Origin of the sequence: Brevundimonas sp. (assembly GCF_013912005.1) — a bacterium.
Taxonomy (GTDB): Bacteria; Pseudomonadota; Alphaproteobacteria; order Caulobacterales; family Caulobacteraceae; genus Brevundimonas.
Genome location: NZ_JACESB010000001.1, coordinates 20906 through 40857 on the forward strand (window position 1 = coordinate 20906; position 19952 = coordinate 40857).

Here is a 19952-nt window from a genome sequence, read left to right on the forward strand (position 1 = left end):
GCAGGTTGCCGGGGCTGGCGAGCACATGGCCCTCGCCATAGTAGGTCAGCAGAGCCGCGTCCCGGTTTAGTCGGTAGAGGACGCCGAACAACTTGCCCATGCGCGGCCGCTCCAGATCGCTTTCGATCAGCAGGGCCGGCGCCCGCAGGTCCGCCGCCGAGAACAGCGGGCTCATCTCGACATAGCGGGCGGCGTCCGCCGGGAAGGCGCCGATCGCCGCCTGGCCTGTCTCCGCCCAGCCGGACAGCTGGCCGATGGGCACGCCCTCGTCGGGTGCGGAGCGGAAGAAGGGCGGCAGTTCGAAGGCGCTGATCAGGTCGGCGTAGCCGTTGGAGGCGATCACCGCCGCGACCCGGTCGCTGTGGGGCGCCGCGTTGAGCACATTGAAGGCCCCGTAGCTGTGACCGAGCAGGGCGTAGCGGTCGGCCCGGACCCGGCCAGTGGCGCCGGCCGCATCGGCGATGGCGTCGATCTGCGCGGCAAGGGCCGCGCCGGACCAGCGCCCATCCGGCGGGTTCGGCAGGCTGACATAGAGAACCGCATAGCCGCCCCCGGCGATGACCGCCGGATTGTTCTGGAGCATGGCGGAGCGGCGCGTGAGCGGTGACGGCGGACGCGACGAGACGCGGCCGGGGTAGACCTCGACGACCAGCGGCGCCTTGACCCCTTCCGGCAATCCCGGCGGCAGGAGCAGCCAGCTCTTCAGCGCCTGGCCGGCAGGACCGGTGTGCGCAACTTCGATGATTTCGCCCCAGTCGAAGGTCGCGCGATCGAGGTTGATCTCCGCCAGGGTCAGGCCGGCGTCGGCGCGATGGAGCCGGAAACGGGTGGATCCGTCGGCGGAGTCCTGACGGGCGACGACGAAGGCGCCGTCAGGACTGGAGGCGACGCGGGTTTCATCCGGTTCCAGCGGCGAGACGCAGACCGGCGCCGCGTCGATCGCGGCCTTGGCGCAGCCGTCGCTGATCAGGGTGCGGCCGGGGGTCGCCTCGCGCACATAGGCGGCGCGGAAGCCGGCGTCGCGAGCCTCGCCGAGGTCGCTGATCCGGCCGGCGACGTCCGGGCCTCCGTTCAGGGACAGAAGCCGGTCGCCGCGCTCGATACGGGTCTCGCCGTTCCAGTCGACGAGCCGATCGCCCGTCTGGGCCGGGATCGGCGCGAGACCGCCCGGCACGCGCCATTGGGCGACGCCGGCGTCATCCAGGACCCGGAGCACGGGCGTGTCGCCGAGCCAGCCGCCCAGCGCCACCGGTTCGTCCCACGGGCTTCGCTCCGTCGCCGGCTTGTCCGCGAACCTGGAGACCAAGCCGTCCAGCCCGATCGCGACATAGGCGCCGGACCGCTCGAAGCCGGCTTGGCCCACGTGGCGCGCGAAGGCGAGAAGCCGACGGCTGTCGGGGCTCCACGCCATCAGATAGGGGCCGTAATCGAGAGCGGGGTCGATCCGGGTTTCGGCGCCGGTGTCGATGTCGATCAGGCGCAGGGCGCGTCGGCGGATCGGGTCGCCGACCAGGACCGGGCGATCGGGATCGGGCTGCAGATCCTCGCGGTCCTCCAGCACGGCGATACGGGCGCCGTCCGGCGACAGGGCGAGATCGAAGATCGCACCCGCGGCGAGCGGCGTCTGCGCGCCGCTACGCACATCCAGGCGGAGGAGCGACAACGGTGGGCGATGTTCGCGGGTGTCGCGGGCCGAGCCGCTCGGAATGAAGGTGCCGCCGACGGATCGGCCGGACGCTGTCGCCGCCCAGAGCGCCGCGATACGGTCCTGGGCCTGGAAGCCGGTGCGGGCGATCTCGGGCAGCTGTCCGCCCGGCTGCACGACGACGAGCAGTTCGTCGACGGTTCGCCAGAGCGCCGTCAGCCCGAGCCGCGGGTCTTCCGGCGCGAGCGCGGTCCAACGGACCGCGCCGGTCTCGAGCGACAGGACGCCCAGCCGCCAGCTGTCCGGCGTCAGCTCGTAGACGATCAGCCGGCGACCGTCGGGCGAGAACCGTCCAGCCGTATAGCCGGCGGAATGGTCCGGGGTCTCCAGGGTGCGGACGACCTCGCCAGAGCGCGCGTCCACGATCTGGACGGCGCTGAGGAGGCGGTCGGTGTCCCTGGACAGCTTGTAGGAGGGCGCGCGGTCGTAGCGCGCCCGGCGTTCCAGCGCGATCCAGCGGCCGTCCGGACTGACGCGCGCATCGCCGAGACTCTCCTGACGCAGCAGGGCGTCGATGGTGAAAGGGCCGGAGGACTGGGCAAGCGCGGGACAAGCGAAGGCGAGCCCGGCCGCAAGGCCGAGCATCAGAACTGTGCGGTGCATCACCAGCTCCGGGTCAGCTGGAGCGAGACGTAGCGGCCGATGACGTCCGAGTTCGCCGCGTCATAGGCCACGCCTTCGGGCGCGTCGTAGAAGGGCGGATCACGGTCAAAGAGGTTCTGGATCGTCATGGCGACGGCCGTCCCGGCGAACGGACCCGTCTCCGGCGCATAGCGCACCTGAAGATCGGCCGTGGTCCAGGAGCCGATGCGACGCCCGGAGGTGTCGGCGTAGTCGGAGACATGATCCACCGCTCCGCCGAGGGTGAGCGGGCCCCTCGTCCAGCTGAGATGGGTGCGACCCCGCAGGCCCACGGGATAGTTCGGTCGATCCAGCTGGGAGACCACGGGGGAGGTGGGCGTGGCCCGGGCGTCGAAGCGCTCCAGCCAGGTCAGGCTGCTGGTCAGATCGAAGGCGTCAGGGCCGACCGCGAAGGCGTAGGCGACCGTGAGGTCGGCGCCCTGGACCTGGACGCTGGCGGTGTTGACGTAGCGGGCGTCGACGATGGCGCCGTAATCGGTGGCCGGGAACAGGTCACGCAGGTTGGTGGTCGGCAAATCGAGGATCGCCTGCATGTCGGCGCGATCCTGGGCGTTGTTGGCCGGATCGATGATCCGAACGAACGGGCTCAGGGTGGTGTCGCTCAGCGCGGTGAGGATGTTCTCCAGAGCCGGTTGGCCGATCCGGTTCTCGAAATCCGTGCGGAAGGCGTTGACGCTGATCCGGAGACCCTGAACCGAGGCGGGCTCGAAATCGCCCCCAACCGTCCAGGTGTCGGCGGTTTCGGGCTCCAGATCCGGATTGCCGCCATACAGGATCATGGTCAGGATCTGGTTGGGTCCGCGGGGCAGGATCGAGGGACTGGCCGTCGCCGCGTCATTCACCTCGCGCAGGGCCGGCGCCCGGAAGGACCGGCCGTAGTTGGCCCGCAGGCGCGCGCCCGCCATGGGTTCCCAGACCAGACCGACCTTGGGGCTCGTCGTCTGACCGACATCGCCATAGTCCTCGAACCGGGCCGCCAGCGACAGTTCGAGCCGTTCCAGTCCCGGACGGCTGTTGCCGGCCCCGAACAGGGGAATCCGCGCCTCCGCATAGACCGCCGCCACGTCGCGCTCGCTGGCGTTCAGCGCGCCCAGGACGGGCGCGATGCCGGAGGTGAAACTGTCCACCTTGCGGTCGAAATTCTCGCGCCGGAGCGCCGCCCCGACCGCGAGTTTCAACGGGCCGCCGGGCAGCTCCAACAGGTCGCCGTCCAGCATCACGTTCGCCGTGGTGATGCGGCTCTCGCTCCACAGATGGGTCCAGCCGCCCGTGATGAAGTCCAGCGCGGCCTGCGGATTGACGTTCCCCGCCCCGAACGGATTGAGAAAGCCGTCCCTGGCGGCGCTGTAGCCCGTGGCCGGATTGTCCGCCAAGGCGCCCAGCGCCTCGCGCAGATAGGTCGATTGCAGCGTGCCCGACGACCCGAAGCCGGCTTCTTCCGCGCCGTAGGCGAGATAGCTCGACAACCGCCACGAGCCGCCCAGGTCGAGATCGGCGCCGATCGTCGCGGACAGGGTCTCGACCTCCCCGGATTGCACCGGGTTGGGCGTCTGACCGGCGAAGGAATAGGCGATCAGGTGCGAATTCGCGCCCGTCGGGGATTCGAAGAAGGGGTTATTGCGGTTGACGGTCAGCAGCGTGGCGATCGGCGACGATCGGGTCTCATAGTCGCGCCGGGCCCAGCGCGCGTCGCCGGACAGGGTCAGCCGGCCGCCGAGATCCTGCCGTCCCGCCAGATAGGCGATATGGCGGGTCTGCCGCGGAAAGACGTTCATGCCGAACCGCTGATTGGTGCGGTTCTCCTGCCCCGGCAGGAAATCGCCCGGAGCCAGGTTGGTCCCGTCCTGACCGCCCGGGATGGCGAAGGCGGAGACATAGGCGCCCGACGCCGGGTCGATCACCATGATGTTGCCGGGGTTGCTGTAGTTCAGTCGGCGATCCGATCCGCCGAAGCGGCGCAGATCGGCGTCACCCGCGCGATCGCGTTCGGCCGCGGGCAGGGCTTCGCGGTCCTGGTATTCGTAGACGCCCATAAGACTGCCGCTGCCCCATCGCCGCCCGATCGTCTGGGCGAACAGGACATCGGAGAAGGCGCCGTCGGCGGCCGTGCCGTAGCGCGCTCTGGTCTCGGCGCCGTCGTAGTCGTCACGCAGGACCACATTGATGACCCCGCCCACGGCGTCGGCGCCGTAGAGAGCCGAGGCTCCGTCGAGCAGGACGTCGATCCGCTCAACGGCGGCCGTCGGAATCGACGAGACGTCGGCGAAATCGCCCTTGGAGCCGGTCCCGGCGATCCGCCGGCCGTTGACCAACACCAGGGTCGCGTCGCTGCCGAGGCCGCGCAGGTTCACCCCATTGGAGTAGTTGGCGTTGGTGCCGCTGCGGTCGCCGCCGTTGCTGAGGGTGGCGTCATTGGCGGTGCCTGCGAAATTCTGCGGCAGCGCCGCCAGGGCTTGAGCGACGGTCGCGTGGCCGTCGCGATCAATCTGGTCGCGGCTGACGACCACCACCGGCGAGGGGCCGTCGAGCACCCCGCGCAGCAGGCTGCCCGTGACGACGACCTCGTCCAGCTGGACGGCTTCCAGCTGTTCGGCCTCGGCGCGTTGCGACGGGTCGATGAGGACGAACACATTGGGCCGGCTCCGTCGATAGGTCAGGCCGGTGTCGCGCAGGAGCAGCGCCAGCGCCGTCTCGACGGAATAGTCGCCCGAAAGTGACGCCGAGGCCCGGTCCGCCACCAGGGCGCTCGGATAGAGGATCTGCTGACCGCTCTGGCGAGCGAAGGCGGGGAGGGTGCGCGCCAGCGGCCCTGCCGGGATGTCGAAGCGACGCGCGGACTCGGCCTGCTGGGCGCAGACCGGCGTCGCCGACGCCATCAGAAGCGCCGCGAGCGCCGTTGAAGTGAAGCCCTGTCTCATGTGTCTCCCCCGGTTTCTTATCCGCATTGATGCGGGACCGGGAGGAGACGACCGGTCGCGGGCCTTACCCTAAGTCCGGGGTCAGATTATTTTTCGATGCGCCCGAAAGCACCACATGACCGTCCTCGGCCCGTTCGGCGGTGAGCGGATAGAGGTCGCGCAGCGCCGCCACGAAACCCTCGACGTCGCCGGCGTCGAACACCCCGCTCACCCGGATGGAGGAAATGTCCCCGGCGCGCAGTTCGATCGGATGACGGGTGTAGCGGTTGACCTCAGCCACGGCGACGCCGATCGGCGTTTCGTGGAAGGTCAGTCGGCCCGCCGCCCAGCTGGTCGCCGCGGGTAGATCGGTCGTGACCACCCGGGGTCGGGGGACGGACGTCACCAGCTGCTGTCCCGGCTGCATCGACCAGCGCCGGTCCGCCTGTCGTCCCTCGCGCACATCGACCCGGCCCTCGACAAGCACCACGCGTGCGCCCGTCCCGAAGCGCCGGACGTCGAAGCTCGTGCCCAAGGCCGTAACCTCGGTGTCGCCGGCCTTGACGACGAACGGCCGGTCCGGGTCGCCCTCAACATCGAACCGGGCCTGGCCCGTGACGAGGGTGACCAGCCGGCGGCCCCCGGTCAGGCGAACGTCGATCCTGGAGTCCGTGTCGAGCGTGATCGTCGAGCCGTCGGCCAGTTGAACGACGCGGCGTTCGCCGACCTGGGTGAGATAGGGGGTCGGCTGCTGCGCTGACCACAACCACCAGCCCACGGACAGGGCCGCGATCGCGGCGCCGACGGCGCCGACGGGGGCGAGAACACCGAGCAGGCGGGGGCGGGCCCTGCGGCGGGAGGCGGCGCGGGTCCGGGCGTCCGCCGAAAGCGCGGCCATCTCGGGTTGGTCGGCCAGGGTGCGACTCGCGTCCCACATCGCCTGCATGCGGTCGAAACTTTCGGCGTTCTTGGGGTCCCGTCGCCAGGCGCTGAAGGCCTTCACGTCCGCCGTGGTGACCTTGCGTTGGTTGAGCCGCGCTAACCAGTCGGCGGTCTCCTTGCGTCTGATGTCGGCGTCAGCCTCGGTCGTCATCAGTCTTCGCCTAAAGGTCCAGCCGCAGCGCGCAGTAGTCGAGCGCCTTGGCCATCCGCCACTCCACCGTCTTGACGCTGATCTCAAGCTCCTTGGCGATCTCGGGATACGTCATACCGTCAAAGCGGCTCAAGACGAAGACGTCGCGGTAGAGTTGCGGCATGGATCGTATGATCTGGGCGAGCAGAACCTGATCGAACTGGGGCGCGCCTTCGGATTCGGGGGATTGGAGGTCGGCGTCGCTTGGCCGACGGCGCCTATGTTTGGCGTCATCGCGCACCAGATTGAGGGCGACCCGGAGCAGGAAGGCGCGGGGATGGGCGATCCCGCCGTCGGCGAAGGGCGCGATGCGGATATAGGTTTCCTGCACGACGTCGGCCGCATCGTCCGGACCGATCCGAGCCCGGAGGCGACGGTTCAACCACGCAGCGTAGCGGCGGTACAGGCCGTCCAGGCCGCCGCCGACCTCCGCTTGCAATGGCTTCGCTTCGCTCACCCTGCCTCTCCGACCGCAATTCAGACGGCTGGAATCCGGGGCGCGAACGGACAGCCGGGCGCAGGCGCTCACACGCCTGACACGGTGATCCGGTCAGCGACAGCCACGCCGCGCGTGGGTCGTCGAAGAAGATATCGCACAGGGGATTCCAAGCCCCTGCCGACGCTTAGGTCGGCCTGGCGAGCATGAATCAAACGGAATCCCGACGCAAGCGGGAGGGGTCGGGCGTTGGAATCCTCTGCGAACGAGGCCCGTTACTTCAGCGCGCAGCGCCGCCTCCGTCAGCGACGAACCCCGGCTCCGGCTGTGCGCCTATCTCGCGGCGCCCGACGGCCCCGCTGTAGTCGCGACCTGTCTGCGGTTCAACCGGCGGGGAGGCTTCCGTCCCGCAAGAATCCTGCGGGCGACCCGCAATTCATCGACGTTGCCCGGGCGCGAACCCGCCGTGTACGGAGGGAGTCGGACAACCGGTGGTGTAATATGGAAGCTGTATCCGAAGATCCGGGCCGTGGATCGCACGCGGTCACCCTGAGCCCGCGCGAACAGGAATGTCTGCAATGGGTCTGTCGCGGGAAAAGCTCTTCCGACATCGGAATCATTCTGTCGCTGTCGCCCCGCACCGTGGACAGCTATCTTGAGAAGGCCTGCTCCAAACTCCGGGTCCGGACCCGGATCGAAGCGGTCGCCTCGGCGGTCCGGCAAGGTCTGATCGACCCGGGATGAGGGGAGGGGGCGGGCCAGGAACTTCTGTGATGAAGCCCGGCGTTTCGCCGCCGATCGCCGCCGACGTTTGCACGTCCCCTGGCTCTTGATCGGCGCCTATCGTTCCCGGAACCCGCCGCCGGCGAGTCTAGATCGGCCAGCCCAAGCGCGCCAGCCGGGCTTGACCCCCGGCAGCAGTGGAGCAAGACACCCAGATGGCTAAATACGCGCCGCTCGCAGCCTTTCTCCGACGTCAGAAGAGCGCCGAGGTGGACCTGTCCTTTCGGGACATCGAGCGGATCGTCGGGGGCATTTTGCCCAAGGCGGCGTCGCTGGAGGTTTGGTGGCGCGTGGATACGGCGAGGGCGCCGATGCCCCAGCATCTCGCCTTCGCCGAGGCGGGTTTCGTCGCTGAACCGCGGACGCGGGCCGAGACCGTCCGTTTCATCCGGATTGCGGCAGGCGGCGCCCCAGGGAGCGAGGCGCGGCTCAGCGCGGCGAAGACCGAGAGTTGACGCCTGTCCGCTCCGGGCAGACCTCCGATCAGTCGGAGCGCCTGCCGGAGCGGTTCAAATCGGCCGGTCAGTTATGGTCGGCGTGACCTTGGGGAGCCGGAGCATCCGAGGGCGCCGGCGCGGGCGGCGCGGGTTCGGCGGGCGGCGAAGCGTCAGACTTCATCTTGTCGCAGCAGCTCATGGCGGCGTCAGCGGCCATGTCCTTGCAACAGTCGCAGCCTTCGGCGGCCAGGGCCGCTCCAGCGCTCAGGGCCAGGATCGCGCCGGCGGCGGCCAGCAGGTTGGAAACTCGCATCGTCGTTCTCCTAGTGAACCATGAAGCTGACAGAGCCGGACATCTTGTGGCCGTCCGGACCTTCAGCGGTCCAGGCGGCCGTGTAGGTTCCCGCGGCGAGCCGGGGAAGAGCCACGCTGACGGTCGCGGCGGCCGGCGCGGCGGGGGCGTTCACGACCACCGGGGCCTGTCCCTCGGCGGTCAGGGTCACTGTCTTCAGGACCATCGCGTGGGGGAAGGTGACGCTGAAGCGTTCGGGCGACCCATGGGTCATCGCCCCGTTCGCCGGAACCGTGGTGACGCCCGATTGCGGCGCAGCGGCCTGCGCCGGCATCGTGTGCCCGGCGTGAGGATCCTGAGCGGCGGCGGCGCCGGCGAAGGCCAGGGCGGCCGTGAGGACGAGAGTGCGGATCATGGGGGGTCTCCTTCGGTCAGAACCAGGCCTTGAGGCCGACGACGAAGCGGGTGTCATCAGCCTCACCGCCTCGGGCTTCGATGTAGTCGGCGGTGTCGCCGAGCGCTCGGCTCCACTCAACGCCGACATAGGGGGCGAACTCCTTGCGGAACTCGTAGCGCAGACGCAGGCCCGCCTCGATCGACGACAAGCCGGAGCCGATCTCCAGCTCCGGAATGTCGCTCGCCGAAGCGTCGATTTCGAGGCGCGGCTGGAGGATCAGGCGCTGGGTGATGCGCTGGTCGTATTCGGCCTCGACGCGGGCGGTCAGGTCGCCTTCGGTGGAGAGGAAGGCGGCCGCGTCGATCTCCCACCAGTAGGGCGCGAGGCCCTGCAGGCCGAGAACAAGGTGCGTCGTATCCTCGCCGTCGGGCCGGAAATCCTGGCGCACGCCGGCCTGCATATCCCAGAACGGCGAGATCGCGCGGCTGTACAGCGCCTGGACCTCGGCCTGCCCCAGCTCGCCGCCAAAGTCGCCTTCGCCTTCGGACTTCCACCAGAAGCGATTGATGTCTCCGCCGCTCCAGCCCTGGACGTCCCAGAGATACGACTCGCCGTCATCGCCGAAGCCGGCTTCCAGACGGTCGATGATGACGGCCGTGGTGCGGACGTCCCCGTTTTCGCGAACCAGGGTCTCACGGGCGGCGGCCATCGCCTCGGCGCCGAAAACCAGATCGGCGGCGTGCGCGGGACCGCTGAGGGCGGCGGCGGGGAGCGGATCCTCCGGAGGTCGGCCGGGATTGTCGGCGCTGGTCGGCACGTCCGGCGGCCCCTTGCTCATGGTCGACATGTCGTGACCGGCATGGGGATCGGCTTGAGCGGAGGGCATGGCGGACATGTCGTGGCCCGCGTGCGGATCGGGCTGCGTCGTTGGCGCCATGGTCGACATGTCGTGACCCGCGTGCGGATCGACGCTCTGGGGATCAGCCGGCATCGGATGACCGGCATGAGGGTCCGGCGCCGGCGGCGTTGGCGCGGGCTGCATGACATGACCGGCATGCGGGTCCTGAGCGGGCGAGGGAGGGGGCGTCTGAGGCCGGACGACCGGTTCAGGCGCGGGTCGCGGCGCCGGGGTCGCCGGCATGACATGGCCCGCGTGTGGGTCCTGCGCCTGGGCGCTAAAGGCGCTGGCGGCGAGGATCAGCGGAGCGAGGGCGACGGCGAAGCGGTTCATGACGCGGCTCCGTCCATGGGCCGGACCGTCACGACATTGAACATGCCGGCGTGCATGTGCATCAGCATGTGGCAGTGGAAGGCCCAGTCGCCGGGCGCGTCGGCGGTCAGGTCGAAGGTCACCTTGCCCCCGGGCGCGACGTTTACCGTGTGCTTCAGCGGCTGATGCCCCGGGGGACCGCCGGTCACCAGTTCGAAGAAGTGGCCGTGCAGGTGGATGGGGTGGGCCATCATGGTGTCGTTCACCAGGGTCACGCGCACCCGCTCATTCCGCTCGAAACGGATGGGTTCGACCAGTTCACTGAACTTCCGCCCGTCGAAGCCCCACATGAACCGCTCCATATTGCCGGTCAGGTGTATTTCCATGGTCCGCGACGGCGGGCGTTGGTCCTTGTTCGGCTGCAGCGACACCAGGTCGGTGTAGACGAGAACGCGGTGATCGACGTTGGTCAGGCCGATCGGCCGCTCGCCGAGGCGGTTGGCGGGGGCCATGGCTATCGCGTCGACGCCCACGCCGACCGCCATGTCCGGCGGGGCGTTCTCGGGATCTCGCATGTTCATGCCTGACATGGACATTCCGCCCATCTCGCCCGCCGGCGCCGCGCCTTGGGCTGGGGCGCCGTGGTCCATGCCGGCCATCGTGCCGTGGTCCATTCCGGACATGCCGCCCATTGAGCCGTGATCCATTCCGCCCATGCCCATGTCTCGCATGGTCAGGTTCGGGACCTCGCGCAGCGGCGGAACCTCGGCGGTCATGCCCAGGCGCGGCGCAAGGGTGGCGCGGCCCATCCCCGAGCGATCGATCGCCTCCGAGACGATGGTGTAGGCCCGGTCTTCAGTCGGCCGGACGATGACGTCGTAGGTTTCGGCGACCGAGATCTGGAACTCGTCGGTCTCGACCGGGCGGACGTTCTCGCCGTCGGCCTGCACCACGGTCATCGGCAAGCCGGGGATGCGGACGTTGAAGATCGACATGGCCGAGGCGTTGATGATGCGCAGCCGCACGCGCTCGCCGGGGCTGAAAAGGCCGGTCCAGTTCTCCTGCGGCCCGTGGCCGTTGATCAAATAGGTATAGGTCGAGCCGCTGACGTCGAGGATGTCGCGCGGGTCCATCCGCATCTCACCCCACATGCGCCGCTCCTCCAGGCTCATGCGGTCGCTGCCGTTGATCAGACCGGCGAGCGTGGTGCGCTGCCGGTTGAAGTAGCCCGGGCTCTTCTTCAGCTTCTCCAGGATTTCGTGTGGGTGCATAAAGCTCCAGTCCGACAGGACCAGCACATGCTCGCGGTCGTAGGCGACGGGATCGGCGCCTGCCGGGTCGATGACGATCGGACCGTAGTGGCCCATCGCCTCCTGAAGATTCGAGTGGCTGTGGTACCAGAAGGTGCCTGACTGCTTGATCGGGAACTCATAGACGAAGGTTTCCCGCGGCTTGATGCCCGGGAAGCTGATGCCCGGGACGCCGTCCATCTGGAACGGCAGCAATAGGCCGTGCCAATGGATCGAAGTGTCCTCATCCAGCCCGTTGGTCACGGAGAGTCGCACGTTCTGTCCCTCGCGCAGGCGCAGCAAGGGCGCCGGGAGCACTCCGTTGATCGTCACGGCATGGCCGGTCCGCCCCCCGACCGTGAAGGGCGAGTGGCCGACCGTCAGGTCGATGTTGGGCCCGCTCAACGTCGGCAGGGCCGTTCTCGAGCCCGCCGTACCGGTCTGCGCCCAGGCCGGCAGAAGTCCCTGCAGGCCAAGCAGCCCGCCGCCAACGGCGGCGCCCCTGAGAAGCATTCGGCGATCGAAACTTGGCATGGGCATAAGCGTGGGGTTCCTCGGACGCGTGTTGGCTTCTGGTTGACATACGCACGTCGGCGACAACGCCCTTGCGTCAGGTCGCCACACCGCGAAAAGAAACGCCCTTCGCCATCGGGCGGGCCGATGACATCAAGCACCTCCCGGAACGGCCATGTCCTCGGCAAGTCGCTTGCGGGCGCGGGCGATCCGCGTCTCCACGGCCTTGGTCGTGACGCCCAGGATCGCCGCGATTTCGCCGTGCGAGCGACCTTCGAGCGTAGCGAGCAGGAGAGGGGCCTTGAGGCCGTCAGGCAGGCGGGTCAGCGCGCTGCGCAGCGCCTCGGCGCGACGGCGATCGTCCAGTCGGGCTTCGGGAGATGGCGTTTCCATCCGGACCGCTGACGCTTCGGGGGCGTCGAGGCCCATGACGCCGCGCACCACCCGACGCACCGCACGCCGACGGCTCCAGTCCCTGCATTTGTTCAGGGCGATCGAGCGGAGCCAGACCTCGAAGGGGCGAGCCGGATCGTACCTTCGCAGGGCGAGCCATGCGGCGGTGTAAGTTTCCTGGAGCAGGTCGTGCGCTTCCGCTTCGTCGCCGACATAGCGGCGCACGAACCTGTAGAGATCGCCCTTGGTCGCCGCCATCAAGGCGCCGAACGCGCCGGCGTCGCCGCCAGCCGCGCGGGCTTCAATGCTGTCGCCGTCCTTCACGCGCCGCGCCTAGCCGGCGTCGGCACGCAGGGCGTCCACCACGGCGGCGTCGAAGACCTCGGCCTGCGCCGGGGTGAGCACCGACCGCATCTCGAAGACGTGGGCGATGGTCGCCTTCTGCAGATCGCCCATGGCCACGTGGAAGTGATCCACCGCCGCCTGCACCTGGGGCGTGTTCCCATCGCTTGCAGCGATGGCGGCGGCGAGCTCGCGGTTGGCGGCTCGCACTTCTGCCTCCAGCCCGGGGCGGCGCGCGGCGAAGCGCGCTTCGATCGCGTCCAGACGACCATCCTGTTCAGCGCTCAGGTTCAACTGCTCATGGACGACGCTATGCAGGCTCGGCGGCTGACGCTCGCGCATGACCCAGGTTGCGCTCGCCCAGGTCGCCGCGCCGCTGGCGAGCGCCGCCAGCACGGCTGTCAGGACGATCGATTTCCAGCGCGCTCTCATCCCCGGGCATCCAGTGGACCGAGCGGCGACAGGCCCGCCGAGACGGTGAAGATGCGCAACTCAGAGGGCTCAGGCCGCGGCGACGCCACGAGGAGCAATCCACCGTTGGCCACGCCGAGCACGAGCGCCAGCCCTACGGCGGCGACCCGAACCTGGCCCATTGACGCCGCCTCCCGGCGCACGGCGATCCGTGTCCAGACAGCGTCTTCCAGGCCGTCCAGCCGCCCCGCATCGTCTGGCCCTTCCGCCGCAATCAGTCGTTCGATCTCATCAGTCATTGCGCACCTGCATCACGCCCCCTTTGCCATACGCGCCAAACCGTCCGGCCCCTTACGAGGGGACGAGATGTCCGCCGCGTAGATACCAGAGAACGACCGGGAGGACCCGCTCGTGTCGGGGGAGGCGATGTGAGCGAGAGGACAGATCCGGCCGCGGGTCCGTTTCCGGATCGGCTCGATCCGCTGACGGGGGTGAGGTTCTTCCTCGCGCTCGGCGTGGTGCTGTTTCACTACCAGCTGCAATGGACGCTGCCCGAAGGTGCGGCCGGACTGTTAAACCGGGCCCGTCTCGGGGTCGATATCTTCTTCATCCTGTCTGGGTTCATCCTCACCCACGTTTACCTGCAGGGTGATCAGCCAGTGAACTACAGGCGGTTCATCGCGGCGCGGTTCGCGCGCATATACCCGGCGCATTTGTTCATCCTGTTGGCGATGCTGTTGCTGGTGTTCGCCGCGCCGGTGTTGGGCATCGGCCTGGAGCCCGGGCGGTTCAATCCTGCGGATTTTCTGGCCACCCTCTTTTTGGTTCAGGCCTGGTTGCCGCGAGACGGGATGGTCCTGTGGAACGGGCCCGCCTGGTCGCTGTCAGCCGAATGGTTCGTCTATCTCGCTTTTCCAGCCTATGCTGCGGTCGCCCTGCGGTTTCGACACAGGCCATGGATGCTCGTAGCCGCGGCGACGAGCCTGTTCATCCTGCTGGATGCGATCTACCGGCATTGGTTCGGCTCGGTTCTGCCCCGGGCGGAAGACAATATGGGCGTCTTGCGCATCATTCCGGAGTTCCTGCTCGGGATTGGCCTCTACTATCTCGGAGCGCGCTGGGCGCCGTCCCCGCGCGTCGCGATCGTCGGCGCCGTCGGAGCCACCGCGCTCCTCTTGCTCGCTATGCAGATCGGGGCCGATGATCGCCTTATCGTCGCCGCGTCGGGACCCTTCGTTCTCGCCTTGGCGCTGCTCGCCAAGGCGGGTGTCAGAACCTTCCTGTCGCACCCGGTCGCAATCTTCGCCGGTGAGGCTTCGTTCGCCCTCTACCTCGTCCATATTCCGATCCTGATGGTCTGGCGCAATGCCGCCCAGGCCATCGGGGGCTGGCCGGGCGACTATCGAATGGGGCTTCTGGAACTGGCGGCGATGCTGGCGGTGACCCTCGCCGCGGCGGCCGCCATCTATGGTCTGGTCGAGCGACCGAGCCGCCAGTGGCTGAGGCGGCGCACCTTCGGTCGGATGCCGGATGCCGACGCCAGACGCACCGTTCACAGCGATCAGGGAGAGCCCTTTTGACGACCGCCTACCTCCACCGAAGGCTTTTCTTAGGCGCCGCCGTCAGCGTCGCCCTGACCGGAACAGCCTGCGCCCAGACCCAGGCGTCGAGAACCCTCACGGTCTTCAAGACGCCAACCTGTGCGTGCTGCGACGCCTGGATCTCGCACATGCGGGAGGCTGGCTTCAACACGACCATCACCGTTCTGCCGAGCCTCCAATCCGTCCGCAGCAGCCGGGGGCTTCCGGACAGCCTGGCCTCCTGCCACACCGGGTTGATTGATGGTTATGTCGTAGAGGGCCATGTTCCGGCACGGGACGTCATACGGTTGCTTGCCGAGCGGCCGGCAGCGCTCGGTCTCGCGGTTCCGGCCATGCCCCTCGGTTCGCCCGGCATGGAGACGCCGCAGGGACACAAGGACCCTTACGACACGCTGCTGGTGCTTCGCTCCGGCGCGACGCAGGTGTTCGCCCGTCACAACCCGCCCACCTGACCTGACCTTGTCTCACCTGATTCATAAGCCGGAGCCCATCATGTCCCCCAAACCTCTCGTTCTCGCCCTCTCTCTCGCCGTCCTGTCGGTGACGCCCGCTGTCGCGCAGGACCATTCTCACGGCCATGCCCAGACCGCGGGGTCGATCAGCGCGGAAGCGACGGAGGCGGCCACGACCGTCGATGCCTTCCATGCCGCGCTCAAGGCCGGTGACACATCTGCCGCCCTGTTGCTTCTGGCCCCCGACGTCATGATCTTTGAAGAGGGCGGAGCGGAGCGCTCGCGCGACGAATACGCCTCTCACCATCTTGCGTCGGACGCCGCCTTCGCGGCCGCGTCGGACAATGTCGTAAGCCGCAGATCGGGCTGGGCGGACGGCGATGTGGCGTGGATCACGAGCGAAGGCCGCACCACCGGTCAGTTCAACGGACGCGCCGTGGACCGTCTGACAACGGAAACCATGGTGCTAAAGCGCCACGCCGACGGCTGGCGCATCCATCACATTCACTGGTCGTCGCGCGCTCCGCGGTAATCCGCCTCTCCGGTTTGAACGCCTCAGTGCGAAAGCGCGCGGCGTTCAGACCGTATTTGTCCGCTTAAGCCGGGATCCGGGAAGCCCGATGGGAGGACGTGACAACATCTCGACCTCGGAGAATGGCGCCACGACCGCAGCGGTGCTCCACGCCGCGGGCCACTAGATCGTCGGATCACGTCGCGACCGGCGGAGGGAGGGTGCCCATAAGCGCGACGACGGCGAGGACGACGAGCCCGAGGGCCGTCTCCGTGACGATACTGCGCCGCAGCCGTCGAACCGCCGAGATTGACTGTCCTGTGTGCTCCAGTTCCAGACGCAGGGCGGGTGTCAGGCGGAAACGGTTGTCCGCCGCCAGGCCCAGCATCAGCACGAAGAGCGCCAGCTTGGCGATCAGAAGCTGTCCATAGAGGCTTTCGCCAAGGTTCACGAAACGCTCCGATCCGACGAGGAACCAGCTGTTCGCGAGACCCGTGGCCACAAGAAGGGCTACGGCGAGCGTGCCCAGGCCCGAGAATCCATGCAAGGCACGGTAGAGGGCCCCATCGTCGACCCCGGGGCGGCGAAGCAGCAGGATCGTCAGCGCTACAAGCGCACCAAGCCAAAGGGCCGCCCCGACGGAATGGACCATGTCGGAGGCGAGGTGGACCAGGCCCTCGGGGCCTTCTGTCGCCGCGCCGTGTCCAGTCCAAGCGAAGCTCGCGACCACGAAGAGCCCAAGGCCTAGCGAGATGCTCCAGGCCGTCTTGCCCGGTCTCAAGGCCAGGACCGCGACGACGGCTGCGAGGGCGAGGGCGGCCCGCGCGACCATGGCTTTCCCCAAGGCCGTGCCGGTGATCATGAAAGACAGAGACACAGGCTTGATGGCTTCCGCCAGCGAGCCCGCCATGACCGCTGTCTGTGCGAGTAGCGCCAGGAGCGCGCTCGCGACGACGACCAAACCTGACCCTATCAGGATCGCGCGCGACCAGGTGAGATCCACGCCGTCGCCGCGCCTGAAGGTGTACAACAGGAACAACGGCGTCCCGAGAAGGACGACGGCTCCGGCGTACTGGAGCCACCGGAGCGCGACGACCGCGATCTCGAGCACGGCGTCAGCGCACCGTGAAGGTGTACGAGCCGGTCATGCGGTGACCGTCGCTCGAGGCGATGCGCCAGTCGACGCGATAGTCGCCAGCAGTCAGCGGTCGCGTCAGAGTCCCGGTCAGGGTCTTGCCGTCTTCAGCGACCGAAGTGCGGACCGCGAGCTTCTCGCCGGCCGAGTTGACCACGTCGAAGCCGGAGAACGCAGGCACAGAGCGCTCGCTGAAGGTCAAGGTCAGCGTGCGGGTCGCACCGACTGTGGCGTTCGGCGCGGGCGTGGCGCTGACAAGACGAGCGTGAGCTGCCGCAGGTCCAGCGGCGAGGACGACCGCAGTCGCCAGGGCGACATAGGGAACGGGGTTGAATGCACGCATACTGTGTCTCCTGACGAGTGGCCGGTCCGGCCTTCGACTAGTCTACGCGTCGCATCGACTTTCCCCTCGCCAACGGCGGCCGACGCTGGCCGACCTCACGCCGTGAAACCGACGACAACACTCGGGGCGGCGAGCGAGGCCACCTCGAACGGGAATGGCGAGTTGGCGGGACCGGCGGACGTGTCCCGCCGGAAGAGCCGTCAAAGCCGATCCTGAATCGCCTGCATCTGTCGGATCTCGCGCTTCTGGGCATCGACGATCTCTGCGCACAGCGCGACCAGTTCCGGGTCGCTCAGCTTGGCCTTGCCGCACATCAGGATCGCGCCGGAGTGGTGGGGGATCATTCCTCGAATGAGTTCCTTGTCGCCGATCGCCGCCTGGGTGCGCATGGCGTAGAAGCTGCCCGCGAAGATGATCACCGAGGCCAGCCCAATGGCCAGGTTGAGCCGATTGTTCGGATACATCTCGCGCATCAGAACCAGCATGAGGACAGCCATTGGCGCGACCATCATCAGCGTCATGTAGAGATTGTTCAGATTGAAGTTGAAGTGATCGAGCGTCGCGATCATCGTGAACATCACCAAATACATGATGATGAAGTGGACGATGAGTTCAATCGCGAGGTTGCGATAGCTCTTTTCGTGCATGAGTGACCTCCCGCCGGCGGACAGACGCCGACGATCGACGCCGTTCAAAAGCAAATACGCACGGGCAGACCAGTCCCCGCGCGTATTCGTCCCGCGTCAGGCTCCGGGCTGGACCGAACCCGAAGCGGGGGTTGCCGCGGCGGACCGATGTTGCGCGACCCACTGCTCCAGCGCCGTGATCTCCTGGCGCTGCATCGTAATCGTCTTTTCGGCCATCTCGCGGAGCGCAGCGTCCGGGTTCTCGCGCATCAGAACCTCCGACATGGCGATGGCGCCCCGGTGGTGCTCGATCATCTTCAGGGCGTAGGTCTCCTGCGGGTCTGCGCCGTGCGCCTGCATCATGGCCTGATGCATCTGCTGTTCAGAGGTGGAAAAGGGCGTCTCGGGCCCCGCCATCGGCTGGACCGCCGGAACGCTGTGTTCGGCCGCCGACCCCGAGTCGGCAGTCGCGGTTCTATCGGCCTGTCCCGCAGGATTGCACGCCGTGAGGAGCACGGATAGCGCGGCGGTCGCCAGACCAACGTTCAGTTTGATCGACATCTTCGTTCTCCGAAAGTGATGATCAACGAACAGTTCTGGCTGTGGGACGTTCCGGTCCTCGCGCTTGCGTGGCCACGCAGTCGGGTTTTTCCCAGGCGGGACGGCTGCCGGCCCTCGCACCCCGTTCGCCAAGACAGGGCAAGATTTCAAACCTTTTCACCCTGAAAGGCCGAAATGATCGGACACGGTCCGCTGTCGTTCGCCGCGCAAGCGCTCGCCAGTCGGCGCAACGCCGCTCTCGCCCCCTCAAGATCGGAGATGGTTCGATCCAGCGCCTCCAGCCTCTCCGCGGCCAACGCACGGGCGCGCGTGCGATCCTCGCCAGCGTCGAGCGACAACAGCTCTTTGATCTGCTCGAGGGTGAAGCCCGCCGTCTGTGCGGAGCGAATGAACTTCAGCTGGCGCACGTCCTCCTCGCCATAGCGTCGAACGCCCGCGCCAGCGCCATCACGCGACCATTTGTCAGGCGTCGAAAGCAATCCGCGACGCTGATAAAAGCGGACAGTCTCCACCCCGACGCCGCCGTCTCGCGCCAACCCTGCGATCGTCCGAACGTTCATGCTTGACTCCGTATCTAGGTACGGAACCTAAGAGCTGTAGCTCGGATTTGAAGATCAAGGAGCCTGCAATGACCAAGACCGCTGTCATCTATCGGATGGTGATGCCCGACCACACCTGTCCGTGGGGGCTCAAGGCCCGGCATCTTCTCAAGAGCCGGGGCTACAAGGTCGAGGACCACTGGCTCACGACCCGCGAGCAGACCGACGCCTTCAAGGCCGAGCACGGCGTCAAGACGACGCCTCAGGTCTTCATCGACGGCCAGCGTGTCGGCGGCCACGACGATCTGCGCCGCTATCTCGGTCTCAAGGTCCGCGATCCCAAGGCGACCACCTACACGCCGGTCCTCGTCGTCTTCCTGACCACCGCCGTGATGGCGACGATGCTCAGCCTGACGATTTTTGGCACGCCGTTCACCGTGCGGGCAGGGGAGTGGTTTATCGCCCTGTCTATGATGGCCCTCGCCATGCTGAAGCTCCAGAACATCGAGAGCTTCTCATCCATGTTCCTGAACTACGACCTGCTGGCCAAGCGGTGGGTGCCATACGGCAAGGTCTATCCGTTCGCCGAGTTCGGGGCAGGCGCGTTGATGGTCGCGGGCGTCCTGACCTGGTTGTCGGTCCCGGTGGCCCTGTTCATCGGCGGCATTGGCGCGGCCTCGGTCTTCAAGGCTGTCTACATCGACAAGCGCGAACTGAAATGCGCCTGCGTCGGTGGAGACAGCAATGTGCCGCTTGGCTTCCTATCCCTGACCGAGAACCTGATGATGATCGCCATGGCGATCTGGATGCTGGTTATGCACTACGCTCTGCCGGCGTCAGCGATGGCGATGTAGGTTCTGTTCATGCTAGTCTAGCGGAGGCAAGTGAACGCGCAAGAATCGATTGTTAATTCGAGTTTGAGATTGTCAATACGTCTCGAAAGATTGCGCGATCACGCGGTTTTTACATCGGTCTATTTATCTAATGTTTTCAGAACCAAGCCGAACGGTCGGGCGGCGAGCCGGTGTTGAAGTAGGTGGGCCGCGAAAAAACCAACTGATTCATGATTTTATCCAGCTTAGAGCAATCGAGTGGGAATGACCGCGGTCCGACTGCGGACGGATTTCCGCCGTCGCCTGCCCAGTTCCGGGGATGCTCCCGCCACGGGTCCGACCGACGCTCGAGGGTGGCCGCGACCGGCCGCCAGCGAGGCATACGTCATGTCCGACGCGCAGCGCCCGGGACCTCCGCCGGGCTTTCCCCTGAACCCGGAGGAGGCTGCGCACCGCGCCGAGGCGGGCCGAT

Annotated in this window: 21 protein-coding genes and 1 pseudogene; 6 read left to right on the plus strand and 16 right to left on the minus strand. The window is 67.5% G+C overall.

Going from position 1 to position 19952, the window contains the following annotated elements:
• Positions 1 to 13: 13 nt before the first annotated feature.
• The 4 genes and pseudogenes from H2038_RS14835 to H2038_RS00150 form a co-directional block, all read right to left on the minus strand.
• Positions 14 to 2308 (minus strand): annotated as a pseudogene (locus H2038_RS14835) (hypothetical protein); the annotation flags it as partial.
• Complete coding sequence (locus tag H2038_RS00140; protein ID WP_292108439.1) at positions 2308 to 5223, minus strand: TonB-dependent receptor; 2916 nt, start codon at positions 5221 to 5223, stop codon at positions 2308 to 2310. The pseudogene H2038_RS14835 and the gene H2038_RS00140, both read right to left, overlap by 1 nt.
• A gap of 106 nt (positions 5224 to 5329) precedes the next feature.
• The gene (locus H2038_RS00145) at positions 5330 to 6337 is read right to left on the minus strand and encodes a FecR domain-containing protein (RefSeq protein WP_292108440.1); all 1008 of its coding nucleotides are present in this window, start codon (positions 6335 to 6337) and stop codon (positions 5330 to 5332) included.
• Between the two features lie 10 nt (positions 6338 to 6347).
• Positions 6348 to 6833 (minus strand): RNA polymerase sigma factor, encoded by a 486-nt coding sequence (locus tag H2038_RS00150; protein WP_292108441.1) that lies wholly within the window; start codon positions 6831 to 6833, stop codon positions 6348 to 6350.
• A gap of 480 nt (positions 6834 to 7313) precedes the next feature.
• On the opposite strand from H2038_RS00150, the gene H2038_RS00155 reads away from it, so the two are divergent.
• Together H2038_RS00155 and H2038_RS00160 are read left to right on the plus strand one after the other, a co-directional pair.
• Complete coding sequence (locus tag H2038_RS00155; RefSeq protein WP_082503529.1) at positions 7314 to 7556, plus strand: helix-turn-helix transcriptional regulator; 243 nt, start codon at positions 7314 to 7316, stop codon at positions 7554 to 7556.
• Positions 7557 to 7750: 194 nt separating this feature from the next.
• Positions 7751 to 8050: a toxin-antitoxin system, antitoxin component gene (locus tag H2038_RS00160; protein ID WP_112862320.1), complete on the plus strand. Its 300-nt coding sequence runs from the start codon at positions 7751 to 7753 to the stop codon at positions 8048 to 8050.
• A gap of 67 nt (positions 8051 to 8117) precedes the next feature.
• Here H2038_RS00160 and H2038_RS00165 read toward each other — a convergent pair whose 3' ends face one another.
• From H2038_RS00165 to H2038_RS00195, 7 genes are all read right to left on the minus strand, one after another.
• Positions 8118 to 8345: an ammonium transporter family protein gene (locus H2038_RS00165; protein WP_112862319.1), complete on the minus strand. Its 228-nt coding sequence runs from the start codon at positions 8343 to 8345 to the stop codon at positions 8118 to 8120.
• Positions 8346 to 8355: 10 nt separating this feature from the next.
• Entirely contained in the window at positions 8356 to 8739 is a 384-nt protein-coding gene (locus tag H2038_RS00170) for a copper resistance CopC family protein (protein ID WP_055808256.1), read from the minus strand.
• Positions 8740 to 8755: 16 nt separating this feature from the next.
• Positions 8756 to 9952 carry a copper resistance protein B gene (locus H2038_RS00175; protein WP_292108442.1) on the minus strand — a complete coding sequence of 399 codons (1197 nt, stop codon included), beginning with the start codon at positions 9950 to 9952 and terminating at the stop codon, positions 8756 to 8758.
• Positions 9949 to 11754, minus strand: coding sequence for a copper resistance system multicopper oxidase (locus H2038_RS00180; protein ID WP_292108744.1), 1806 nt, complete (start codon positions 11752 to 11754; stop codon positions 9949 to 9951). Before H2038_RS00180 ends, H2038_RS00175 begins: the two co-directional genes overlap by 4 nt.
• Before the next feature lie 132 nt (positions 11755 to 11886).
• On the minus strand, positions 11887 to 12450 hold the full coding sequence (locus tag H2038_RS00185; RefSeq protein WP_017505550.1) for a sigma-70 family RNA polymerase sigma factor: 564 nt from the start codon (positions 12448 to 12450) through the stop codon (positions 11887 to 11889).
• A gap of 9 nt (positions 12451 to 12459) precedes the next feature.
• Complete coding sequence (locus H2038_RS00190; RefSeq protein WP_017505549.1) at positions 12460 to 12900, minus strand: periplasmic heavy metal sensor; 441 nt, start codon at positions 12898 to 12900, stop codon at positions 12460 to 12462.
• Positions 12897 to 13178, minus strand: a complete 282-nt coding sequence (locus tag H2038_RS00195; RefSeq protein WP_017505548.1) for a hypothetical protein — start codon at positions 13176 to 13178, stop codon at positions 12897 to 12899. The genes H2038_RS00190 and H2038_RS00195 overlap by 4 nt, the downstream gene beginning before the upstream one ends.
• 129 nt (positions 13179 to 13307) lie before the next feature.
• On the opposite strand from H2038_RS00195, the gene H2038_RS00200 reads away from it, so the two are divergent.
• The 3 genes from H2038_RS00200 to H2038_RS00210 are packed head-to-tail and all read left to right on the plus strand — an operon-like array spanning position 13308 to position 15464.
• Positions 13308 to 14459, plus strand: a complete 1152-nt coding sequence (locus H2038_RS00200) for an acyltransferase (RefSeq protein ID WP_292108443.1) — start codon at positions 13308 to 13310, stop codon at positions 14457 to 14459.
• Positions 14456 to 14932 (plus strand): DUF411 domain-containing protein, encoded by a 477-nt coding sequence (locus tag H2038_RS00205; protein WP_066629153.1) that lies wholly within the window; start codon positions 14456 to 14458, stop codon positions 14930 to 14932. The genes H2038_RS00200 and H2038_RS00205 overlap by 4 nt, the downstream gene beginning before the upstream one ends.
• A 40-nt stretch (positions 14933 to 14972) precedes the next feature.
• The gene (locus H2038_RS00210) at positions 14973 to 15464 is read left to right on the plus strand and encodes a nuclear transport factor 2 family protein (RefSeq protein WP_017505545.1); all 492 of its coding nucleotides are present in this window, start codon (positions 14973 to 14975) and stop codon (positions 15462 to 15464) included.
• A gap of 175 nt (positions 15465 to 15639) precedes the next feature.
• Here H2038_RS00210 and copD read toward each other — a convergent pair whose 3' ends face one another.
• The 5 genes from copD to H2038_RS00235 form a co-directional block, all read right to left on the minus strand.
• Complete coding sequence (gene copD / locus H2038_RS00215) at positions 15640 to 16554, minus strand: copper homeostasis membrane protein CopD (RefSeq protein ID WP_066629157.1); 915 nt, start codon at positions 16552 to 16554, stop codon at positions 15640 to 15642.
• Between the two features lie 4 nt (positions 16555 to 16558).
• Positions 16559 to 16921: a copper homeostasis periplasmic binding protein CopC gene (copC, locus tag H2038_RS00220; RefSeq protein ID WP_017505543.1), complete on the minus strand. Its 363-nt coding sequence runs from the start codon at positions 16919 to 16921 to the stop codon at positions 16559 to 16561.
• A 200-nt stretch (positions 16922 to 17121) separates the two neighbouring features.
• Entirely contained in the window at positions 17122 to 17568 is a 447-nt protein-coding gene (locus tag H2038_RS00225; protein WP_292108444.1) for a DUF305 domain-containing protein, read from the minus strand.
• Between the two features lie 96 nt (positions 17569 to 17664).
• Positions 17665 to 18108, minus strand: coding sequence for a DUF305 domain-containing protein (locus tag H2038_RS00230; RefSeq protein ID WP_082382688.1), 444 nt, complete (start codon positions 18106 to 18108; stop codon positions 17665 to 17667).
• A gap of 146 nt (positions 18109 to 18254) precedes the next feature.
• Positions 18255 to 18668, minus strand: coding sequence for a MerR family DNA-binding protein (locus H2038_RS00235; RefSeq protein WP_054765702.1), 414 nt, complete (start codon positions 18666 to 18668; stop codon positions 18255 to 18257).
• A 68-nt stretch (positions 18669 to 18736) separates the two neighbouring features.
• Between H2038_RS00235 and H2038_RS00240 the strand changes: the two genes are divergently transcribed.
• On the plus strand, positions 18737 to 19501 hold the full coding sequence (locus tag H2038_RS00240) for a glutaredoxin family protein (RefSeq protein ID WP_055808283.1): 765 nt from the start codon (positions 18737 to 18739) through the stop codon (positions 19499 to 19501).
• Positions 19502 to 19952: the final 451 nt, after the last annotated feature.

Excerpts from the sequence above, each read along its gene's own strand:
- H2038_RS00140 (WP_292108439.1), bottom strand. The coding sequence starts at position 5,223 with ATGGCGTCGGCGACGCCGGTCTGCGCCCAGCAGGCCGAGTCCGCGCGT.
- H2038_RS00195 (WP_017505548.1), bottom strand. The coding sequence starts at position 13,178 with ATGACTGATGAGATCGAACGACTGATTGCGGCGGAAGGGCCAGACGAT.
- copC (WP_017505543.1), bottom strand. The coding sequence starts at position 16,921 with ATGCGTGCATTCAACCCCGTTCCCTATGTCGCCCTGGCGACTGCGGTC.
- H2038_RS00165 (WP_112862319.1), bottom strand. The coding sequence starts at position 8,345 with ATGCGAGTTTCCAACCTGCTGGCCGCCGCCGGCGCGATCCTGGCCCTG.
- H2038_RS00160 (WP_112862320.1), top strand. The coding sequence starts at position 7,751 with ATGGCTAAATACGCGCCGCTCGCAGCCTTTCTCCGACGTCAGAAGAGC.
- H2038_RS00180 (WP_292108744.1), bottom strand. The coding sequence starts at position 11,754 with ATGCCAAGTTTCGATCGCCGAATGCTTCTCAGGGGCGCCGCCGTTGGC.
- H2038_RS00235 (WP_054765702.1), bottom strand. The coding sequence starts at position 18,668 with ATGAACGTTCGGACGATCGCAGGGTTGGCGCGAGACGGCGGCGTCGGG.
- H2038_RS00240 (WP_055808283.1), top strand. The coding sequence starts at position 18,737 with ATGACCAAGACCGCTGTCATCTATCGGATGGTGATGCCCGACCACACC.
- H2038_RS00190 (WP_017505549.1), bottom strand. The coding sequence starts at position 12,900 with ATGAGAGCGCGCTGGAAATCGATCGTCCTGACAGCCGTGCTGGCGGCG.
- H2038_RS00225 (WP_292108444.1), bottom strand. The coding sequence starts at position 17,568 with ATGCACGAAAAGAGCTATCGCAACCTCGCGATTGAACTCATCGTCCAC.
- H2038_RS00210 (WP_017505545.1), top strand. The coding sequence starts at position 14,973 with ATGTCCCCCAAACCTCTCGTTCTCGCCCTCTCTCTCGCCGTCCTGTCG.
- H2038_RS00175 (WP_292108442.1), bottom strand. The coding sequence starts at position 9,952 with ATGAACCGCTTCGCCGTCGCCCTCGCTCCGCTGATCCTCGCCGCCAGC.
- H2038_RS00230 (WP_082382688.1), bottom strand. The coding sequence starts at position 18,108 with ATGTCGATCAAACTGAACGTTGGTCTGGCGACCGCCGCGCTATCCGTG.
- H2038_RS00155 (WP_082503529.1), top strand. The coding sequence starts at position 7,314 with ATGGAAGCTGTATCCGAAGATCCGGGCCGTGGATCGCACGCGGTCACC.
- H2038_RS00145 (WP_292108440.1), bottom strand. The coding sequence starts at position 6,337 with ATGACGACCGAGGCTGACGCCGACATCAGACGCAAGGAGACCGCCGAC.
- H2038_RS00170 (WP_055808256.1), bottom strand. The coding sequence starts at position 8,739 with ATGATCCGCACTCTCGTCCTCACGGCCGCCCTGGCCTTCGCCGGCGCC.